This window comes from Kitasatospora sp. MBT63, from assembly GCF_000710465.2.
In the GTDB taxonomy this organism is placed as follows: Bacteria; Actinomycetota; Actinomycetes; order Streptomycetales; family Streptomycetaceae; genus Kitasatospora.
Map to the genome: position 1 here is coordinate 1 of NZ_JAIZ01000014.1, position 6,928 is coordinate 6,928.

9 protein-coding genes are annotated in these 6,928 nt (G+C 69.5%); 3 read left to right on the forward strand and 6 right to left on the reverse strand.

The annotated features are described in order from the left end of the window. From AA75_RS01045 to AA75_RS01055, 3 genes are all read right to left on the reverse strand, one after another. Positions 1 to 318: transposase (locus AA75_RS01045; protein WP_033817742.1), on the reverse strand; the 318-nt coding region annotated here is incomplete at its 3' end. 529 nt (positions 319 to 847) lie between these two features. Then, positions 848 to 1,624 carry a hypothetical protein gene (locus tag AA75_RS01050; protein WP_033817743.1) on the reverse strand — a complete coding sequence of 259 codons (777 nt, stop codon included), beginning with the start codon at positions 1,622 to 1,624 and terminating at the stop codon, positions 848 to 850. 369 nt (positions 1,625 to 1,993) lie between these two features. Further along, positions 1,994 to 2,443 carry a hypothetical protein gene (locus AA75_RS01055; RefSeq protein ID WP_033817744.1) on the reverse strand — a complete coding sequence of 150 codons (450 nt, stop codon included), beginning with the start codon at positions 2,441 to 2,443 and terminating at the stop codon, positions 1,994 to 1,996. A 113-nt stretch (positions 2,444 to 2,556) separates the two neighbouring features. Here AA75_RS01055 and AA75_RS48900 point away from each other — a divergent pair, with 113 nt between their 5' ends. Next, positions 2,557 to 2,787 carry a hypothetical protein gene (locus AA75_RS48900; RefSeq protein WP_033817745.1) on the forward strand — a complete coding sequence of 77 codons (231 nt, stop codon included), beginning with the start codon at positions 2,557 to 2,559 and terminating at the stop codon, positions 2,785 to 2,787. A 77-nt stretch (positions 2,788 to 2,864) separates the two neighbouring features. On the opposite strand, the gene AA75_RS01065 is transcribed toward AA75_RS48900, so the two are convergent. Further along, positions 2,865 to 3,743 (reverse strand): trypsin-like peptidase domain-containing protein, encoded by an 879-nt coding sequence (locus tag AA75_RS01065; protein WP_033817746.1) that lies wholly within the window; start codon positions 3,741 to 3,743, stop codon positions 2,865 to 2,867. A gap of 207 nt (positions 3,744 to 3,950) precedes the next feature. Between AA75_RS01065 and AA75_RS01070 the strand changes: the two genes are divergently transcribed. Both AA75_RS01070 and AA75_RS01075 read left to right on the forward strand, forming a co-directional pair. Then, complete coding sequence (locus AA75_RS01070) at positions 3,951 to 4,946, forward strand: DNA-processing protein DprA (RefSeq protein ID WP_233288864.1); 996 nt, start codon at positions 3,951 to 3,953, stop codon at positions 4,944 to 4,946. A 254-nt stretch (positions 4,947 to 5,200) separates the two neighbouring features. After that, the gene (locus AA75_RS01075; protein WP_233288865.1) at positions 5,201 to 5,686 is read left to right on the forward strand and encodes a ComF family protein; all 486 of its coding nucleotides are present in this window, start codon (positions 5,201 to 5,203) and stop codon (positions 5,684 to 5,686) included. Between the two features lie 439 nt (positions 5,687 to 6,125). Here the strand turns inward: AA75_RS01075 and AA75_RS01080 are convergent, their stop codons facing one another. Together AA75_RS01080 and AA75_RS48905 are read right to left on the reverse strand one after the other, a co-directional pair. After that, positions 6,126 to 6,437 carry a PadR family transcriptional regulator gene (locus AA75_RS01080; protein ID WP_033817750.1) on the reverse strand — a complete coding sequence of 104 codons (312 nt, stop codon included), beginning with the start codon at positions 6,435 to 6,437 and terminating at the stop codon, positions 6,126 to 6,128. Between the two features lie 213 nt (positions 6,438 to 6,650). Next, the coding region (locus AA75_RS48905; protein ID WP_033817748.1) for a hypothetical protein at positions 6,651 to 6,928 on the reverse strand (278 nt) is incomplete at its 5' end.

Below are 6,928 nucleotides of genomic sequence, written 5' to 3' on the forward strand. Positions count from 1 at the left end.
GACCAGGGCGTCGCCGGGGTCGGACTTCTTGCGGGAGACGGCGTGGCGGTCGCGGTAGCGGGCGGCGGCCATCGGGTTGATCGCGAAGACCTTGCGCCGGCCGGTCCGCAGGATCGCGACCAGCAGGCCGCGGGAGGTTTCGATCGCGACAGGGATCGGGGTGTCCTCGGTGTCGCCGTACTCGGCGAGCAGGTCCAGCAGCAGCTTGTAGCCGGCTGCGTCGTCGGTGATGTGCCTCTTGGCCAGCAGCTGGCCGGTGTCGTCGACCAGGGCGACGTCGTGTGTTCGCTCGGCCCAGTCGATGCCGTAGTAGATCAAGGTTCCCTCCCCATGGGCGCGGTGTTTGCGCTGGTTGCGAGCGCATGCGGGCCACGCAGCGACCTAATTCCAGGACTCGACCACCCGGCCGGTCCGCCACCTCACTAGCCGTTCGTGGCACCAGCGCGCCGCGCGGGCCTCGGTCTGTTGCGGGAGCTCGGGCAGCTCGGGAGTTTCGAGAGGTCACCGTGCGACGGGCTCGCACCACCAACACCAACGAGTGATCAAGCGAGTGGTGTTGACGGTGGTGGCGGTCGGGAGGCCGCCGGACGCCGCCGCTCTGACAAGAGGCCTCGACGGCCGGGCACGTAATAGGCGTTCGTCCGGCGCCCACGCGACCGCCACCACCACGAACACCGGGGCCGCGCGCCGATCTATCCGAAGGCCTCACCGGCCCGGGTGGCGCGAGGCGTCACGACCTCGGCATTCGAACGGACCGACATCAGCCCCCTGGCTCCACCGATCCGCTATCAACGAATTAGGCACGTAGGCGATTGGAAGCAAGAGGGGCACCGCAGCATGGCAACGGCTACTTCGACTGGTCCAGGTACCGGTCGATCGTGGCGCGGGACATGCCGGTCAGCTGGTGAAGCTGCGACTTGCTCATGCCCCCGTCGACCGCCCAACGGACCATGGGGCCCCGGGAGTCCTCCACCTCGTCACGCGCGGCGGCCCACGCCTGCGCGCAGAGCTCCATCAGCGGCCGGGTCCAGAGCTGGGTGATAGGGCCGGAGCCGGGTACCGCCCAGCTGTTCGGGGTGGGCGGCAGGGCACCACGGGGAGGCACGGCGGCCATGGCCTCGGTGCGGGCGTCGAGGCTCTCGCCGTGGACGGCCGTGGCCTTGACGCTGAGCCCGTTGTAGATCTTCTGGCGGTGCGACCACCAGAGCTTGCGCTCGTCGGCGGTCAGCAGGCCGGGGTGGCGGTCGAGAAGCCAGTCGATCCGCTCGTTCGGGGTGTCCCTGGTGATCTCGTCCCTGAGCTGCACGATCCTGTCGTGACTCGCGGCGAGGCGGTCGGCCCGGGCGAGGGCCGCGACCGCCGGCGCCCACGGGGTCATCTGTGCAACCAGACGTTGCACCTCGGCGTCCGCCTCGGCCCGACCAACCGCTTCCTCCGCGCACGCGATGCCTGCGACGCCGTCCATCAGCCAGACCCGGACACCGTGGTCCACGGACCAGGAGTTGTGGCCAGCGCGGGTGCGGATCTCCCGGTAGCCATTGTTGAGGAAGTACAGGCCGGGGCCGTACTCCGCCAGGGCCTCCTCCCGCATGTCCTTGCTCGCGTGCAGGGGCAGTTCCACCATGACGAACCCTCTCGCAGGACCGAACAACCGGCCGTCGATGTATCGCACGATACATGCTACACCCGCGATATGTATCGAGCGATACATTTGCATGGGTCGGGCCCGAGCGGGTGCATGCTGGCGGCATGGCGGGTCAAGGGGCGCGCCAACCGCCGACATCCCGTACGTGTCGAACTTGCCCGACGAACCCCCAGATACCTGAATTAGGCACGTTCCGATCATGGGCAGTTGTGCGTGCGGGCTGGCGCAGATCCCGGTGCCACGCCTCCTGCGGCCGATCCGCTGTCGGCAGAGCACCCGGGCGCTGCAGGGGCCACCGCGGGGGACCAGGGAATACGGATAGCAGGGCGACACCAGCCAGGTAGACCCTCAGGACTGCGGTGGCTCGGCCAAGCTCAACCAGTCGACAGCTTCGTCGAGATGCGGGACACAGGGCCCGTCAGGAAGAAGCACGATGTCGTCGATCACCGAGCGCTTCCACACCACACCCACGTTGACGTCGCCCGACGTCGTGCCGCCGCCGTACATGCCGACGAGGTCCCACCACGGTCCCTCGGCCGGTCTGCCGTCGGACGTGGTGAAGGCCCGAACGTCGTCCATGTAAGCCACCACGGGAGAGCCGATCTGACCCTCCCGCGCACGGAAGTCCAGGAGCATCCGCGGCAGCCCCTCCCAGTCCAGCGAGGGCGGCCAGGCGACCGTCCCACGGCACCACACACCGATGGCGGCCTCCGCCCGCAGCGAGTCGAACCCCACCGGGAAGCCGATCACGAAGAGCTCGCTCGCGATGTCGACGCGGGAAAATGGGGACTTGGCCACCGGGTAGGAGATGAGGTCGACCTTCTCCTCTCCTCCACGTTCTGGGGGATGGGAAGCGCGATGACATCCACCTCGGCTCCGTGCACAGGGTGCTCGTACCAGAGGGGCCGCCCATGTTCATCGCCCAGCCTGAAGGTCACCGGGATCCAGACGCCGAACGGCCGGCCGTGGGCGTGCATGAGGACACGCAACACCGTCGCGGGGGCATCCTCGCCGCCGCCGACCACGGCGCGGCGGCTGGTGACCAGGTACGGGTGCCGTTCGCGATCGCGCACGACGAACCCGGTCGCGCCCCTGCCTCCCATCGGCTTGCCCTCGTGGTCGAGGAACTCCAGGTCCAGTGACGCGAGCGCCGGGACCTGCAGCTTGCGCGGCACACCCCGGGCCATGCCGTCGTCGGGCGGGCTGGAGGAAGGGCCGGTCATGAGCCGGAGCCTAGTGCAGCGCCCCCGTGCTGCTCAGCCTCGGACTCGGCCGGGAACAGGGCTGCGGTCCGGTCTGCGGCAGAGTCGAGGGGATTCACGTAGGGCCCGTCCGGCCGCTGGCGGGCAGCGATGATGTCCGCGACCGCCGAGCGCTTCCAGACCATGCCGACGTCGCTGTCCCGGTGGGTCCGTCCGCTGTAGACGCCGACGAGATCCCACGCCGGTCCCACCAGCTCCCTGCCGTCGGAGGCGAGGAAGCGGGTCAGCTCGTCTGCGTAGAAGACCACGGGTGACCCGGACTGCCCTTGGCGCGCACGGCAGTCGATGAGCATCGTGGGCAGGCTCTCCCAGTCGAGTGACGGTGGCCAGGCGAGCGTCCCGCGTGTCCAGACCCCGAGCCACGCACTGGTCCGGTTCGGGTCGAACCCGACGGGATAGCCGATTACATGCACCTGGCTTGCGATGCCTAGCCGGGGCAGCGCCGGGCCAGCCACGGTGTAGGCGGCCGACCAGTCCACCAGTTCCTGAGGCACTCCCTGCGCCGGGAACGGGATCGCGACGACGTCGACCTGCCATCCGTGCTCCGGGTGCTCCCACCACAGCGGCCGGCCGTCCTCGTCACCGAGCTCCACCACGACGCCGACCCACCGGCCCGCGAGCTGCGAACGGAGGTAGACACGCACCGCCGACGGCGAGAGCCCTCCCAGCCGGTCACCGGTCTTGGAGTTCCGGGCGGTCACCACGTGCCGGTTCGTGACCAGGAACAGCTCCTGGCCGTCCCGCACGACGAACCCGGTCGCGCCTCCCGAGACCGGCAGCCCCATCGGCCCCAGTGGCTCCAGGTAGAGCGAGGCCATCTCGGGGACCTTCAGCACGCCCCGACTCTGACCGTCCCGAACAGGAGCATCACGGGAAGCGTCGGTCATGGCCGGATCCTAGGCCCTCCGAGTGTGCCTCCGGAGGATCCCGCCCCCTCGACTGCCAGGTTCGGTACGGCACGGTCACAGGAGTGCGCCATGATGGCCCCAGGCCCAAGGCAGTGCGCTGAACCCTTCGAACAGATCGGGCCGCGAGTAGAAGGAATGATCATGTCGCCCACAACCGGACAGGGCAGGCTCCCCAGTGAGCTGCCCGAGCTGCACCACGATCTGCTGGCACTGTGCGCCCTCAAGGTCGGGGACACCTCTGTCGACTGGAGCCTGCTCGCCAGGACCTGCCAGACAGCAGCCGGCATCGAGACGGTACTCGGGGGCGACCTGCCCGAGCAGTCCTCGGCATCTCGCAAGAGCCTGCCCGTGCTGCGCTCGGCGCTGCCCCACCTCGACGCGGCACGAGAGCGTGTCGCCGCCGAGCTGGAAGCAGCCGAACGCGTGGGAGCCCGCCTCGTCACTGTCCTCGACGAGGCGTACCCGGCGAACCTGCGCCTGATCCCGAACCTGCCGCCGTTCCTTTTCCACCTCGGCGAGCTGTCCGTCCGGGACGGGCGCTCGGTTGCCGTCGTAGGGACGCGCAACTGCACCGAGGACGGTCGGCGCCGAGCCGCCCGGATGACGCGAGGACTGGTCGACGCGGACGTTGTCATCTACTCGGGCCTGGCCAAGGGCATCGACACCGCAGCCCACCAGGAAGCCCTGACGTCCGGTGGACGAACCGTCGCGGTGATGGGCACGGGGATCGCCTCGAAGATCTACCCGGCGGAGAACACCAGCCTCGCGCGCTCCATCGTCGACGCCGGCGGCGCATTGTTCTCGCAGTTCTGGCCCACCTCGACCCCGGCGCGGTGGACCTTCCCACGGCGCAACGTCGTCACGTCCGGATCGACGCTGGGAAGCGTCGTCATCGAGGCATCCAGCACTTCGGGCGCCAAACTCCAAGCCCGTGTCGCGGCCGAGCACGGCAAGCAGGTGTTCCTCCTGCACTCGCTCGCCACCTCCGAGGCGTGGGCCGCGGACATGCTCGCCGGCCACCGCGCGATCGAGGTCTTCGAACTCGAAGACGTCCTGGACAGACTTGGCAGCGCCACGCAGGCGCAACAGGCCGGGCAGCAGCGCCTGCAGCTCGCCTTGGCCGGCCTGTGACCGGGCCCGGTCCACTCCCCGAGCCTGCCGGCTTCCCGGACTGCAAGAGCTGCGCATACAAGCTGACCGGAGCGCCGGCGATCTGCGCGGCGTGCGCCGGAGCCACCCTGCCGCCGGTCGCCCCTGCACACTGCCTGGTCTGCAGCCAGACCCTTCCGACTGCGGGTGGTCTGTGCGGGAACCGCATCTGCGGGTGGCCCCTGGAGGAAAGGCACTTCACCAGGGTCGACGCGGTCGCGATGTACGACGGGGCGATGAAGCAGACCCTGCCCCGCCTGAAGTACGAGTCCAAGATGGGCTGGGCACTGATCTTCGGCCGGCTGATCGTCGGCTGGCTGGACACCCATGCAGCGGAGGTCGCCGACATCGACCTCATCGTCGGCAACCCGACCTCACCGGACCGCCGACCGCAACACGTCGAGGCGATCATGCGGGCCGCCAGCGACGCGAACCGCACCGGACGGTGGCCGATCGCAGATCCCGACAAGCCCGTGCTGACCAAGACCGGCACGACGACCGCATCCGCAGCATCCGGCGCCGCCTGGCAGACCAAATGGACCGCAGCTGAGCAGCACGCCGCGGCGATCGAGGTCGGATCGGCTGTGAACGGCGCCAGCGTGCTGCTGGTCGACGATGTCTTCACGACCGGTGCCCAGATGGCGACGGTCTCCCGACTGCTGAGGCACCACGGTGCGCGTGAGGTCCGCGGCCTGGTCCTGGCTCGAGCGCCCTGGAGGTAGGCCTACAGGCGGGGCAGAGGTGGGCCGCTCGTTCGGCCGGGACGCCAGAGGCGGGGGGTGCCTGGCGTCCCGGCCGGAGGCGGCCCGTCTGGAGGAACCGGCCGCAGCTGCTCGCGATCCGCTGGATGTGTGGTGGGACCGCTCTGATTCGAATCGTAGACCGTGAGGAGGGTGACCGAAACTGCTTTTGACCTGCTCGTCTAGCGTCGCGGCCATGCCATCGTTCGGCCTGATCCACCCTTCACCACCTTCCGGCCAGCCGGACTACTGTGCGAAAGGACGGTGACCGACCGCAAGGCCGACCACCGCCGGCGCAGCCGACCCGCGGCCTGCACCGCTGGGGCGGGTGGGCCAGGACGGCGCGTGCCAGGCGAGCGGCGGCGGGCAGGGCGCAGCGGCGGCGAGAGGGCAGCCGGAAGCAGGACGGGGGCAGACGGACTCACTGACTGCCCTCAGGCTCAGGCTTCGGCAGCTTCCCTCTCTGCTTCAGAACGACGGCCGCCGCAGCGTCCATGCCGGCGGCCGAGAGAGCGTAGAAACGCCGACGCGGCCTGCCGACCTCGGGGTGCTCCAACTCCCAACGGCTCTCCAGCCAACCGGCTTCCTCCAGGCGTCCCAGGATCGGGTAGACGGTGCCGGTGGGCCGACCCGAGGCCCGGACGACAGCGAAGCCATGCAGTTCCTCGCGCGCGCCGAGAAGTACTTCCAGCACGTCCAGTGTGGCTGCCGTGACGCGGAACGGAGTCTCCATGGCCATAAATTCTACGCATGTAGCGATAGCGTTCGATTGTGGCCTGCACACGCTCTGGCGTCGTGCTTCCGCGGTCACCCCGCGGTCGAGTTCGGGGTTCTTTCCAGCGTCGAGTCGAGTGTGCGGTCCCCACCACCTCACCCCGGAAGAGGACGCTCACCATCGTGTTCCACCCGCGCCGACCCGACGCCAGTCGCGCTGCGTCAGGGGAGATCAGGCGCGTCGGTGCCTGATGAGGGGGAACCAGCTGGCCTGCCGCCGTCGAGGCGGGCTGACCATCACCGCCGGAGTCGGGCGGGCTGCGCGAGGGGCGGCGCTGGCGGCGGTCGGTGCCGGGAGTTCGAGGTCGGGGTGGACGACGAAGAGGTGCTTGTCGGCGCAGACGGTGCGCAGCCCGGCATCGGCGAGGAAGCTCTGGAGAATCAGGTTGTTGACCTTGCGCGTGCTGGGTGCGCCGTCGCGGGTGCGGCAGACGTTGACGGCCAGGACGC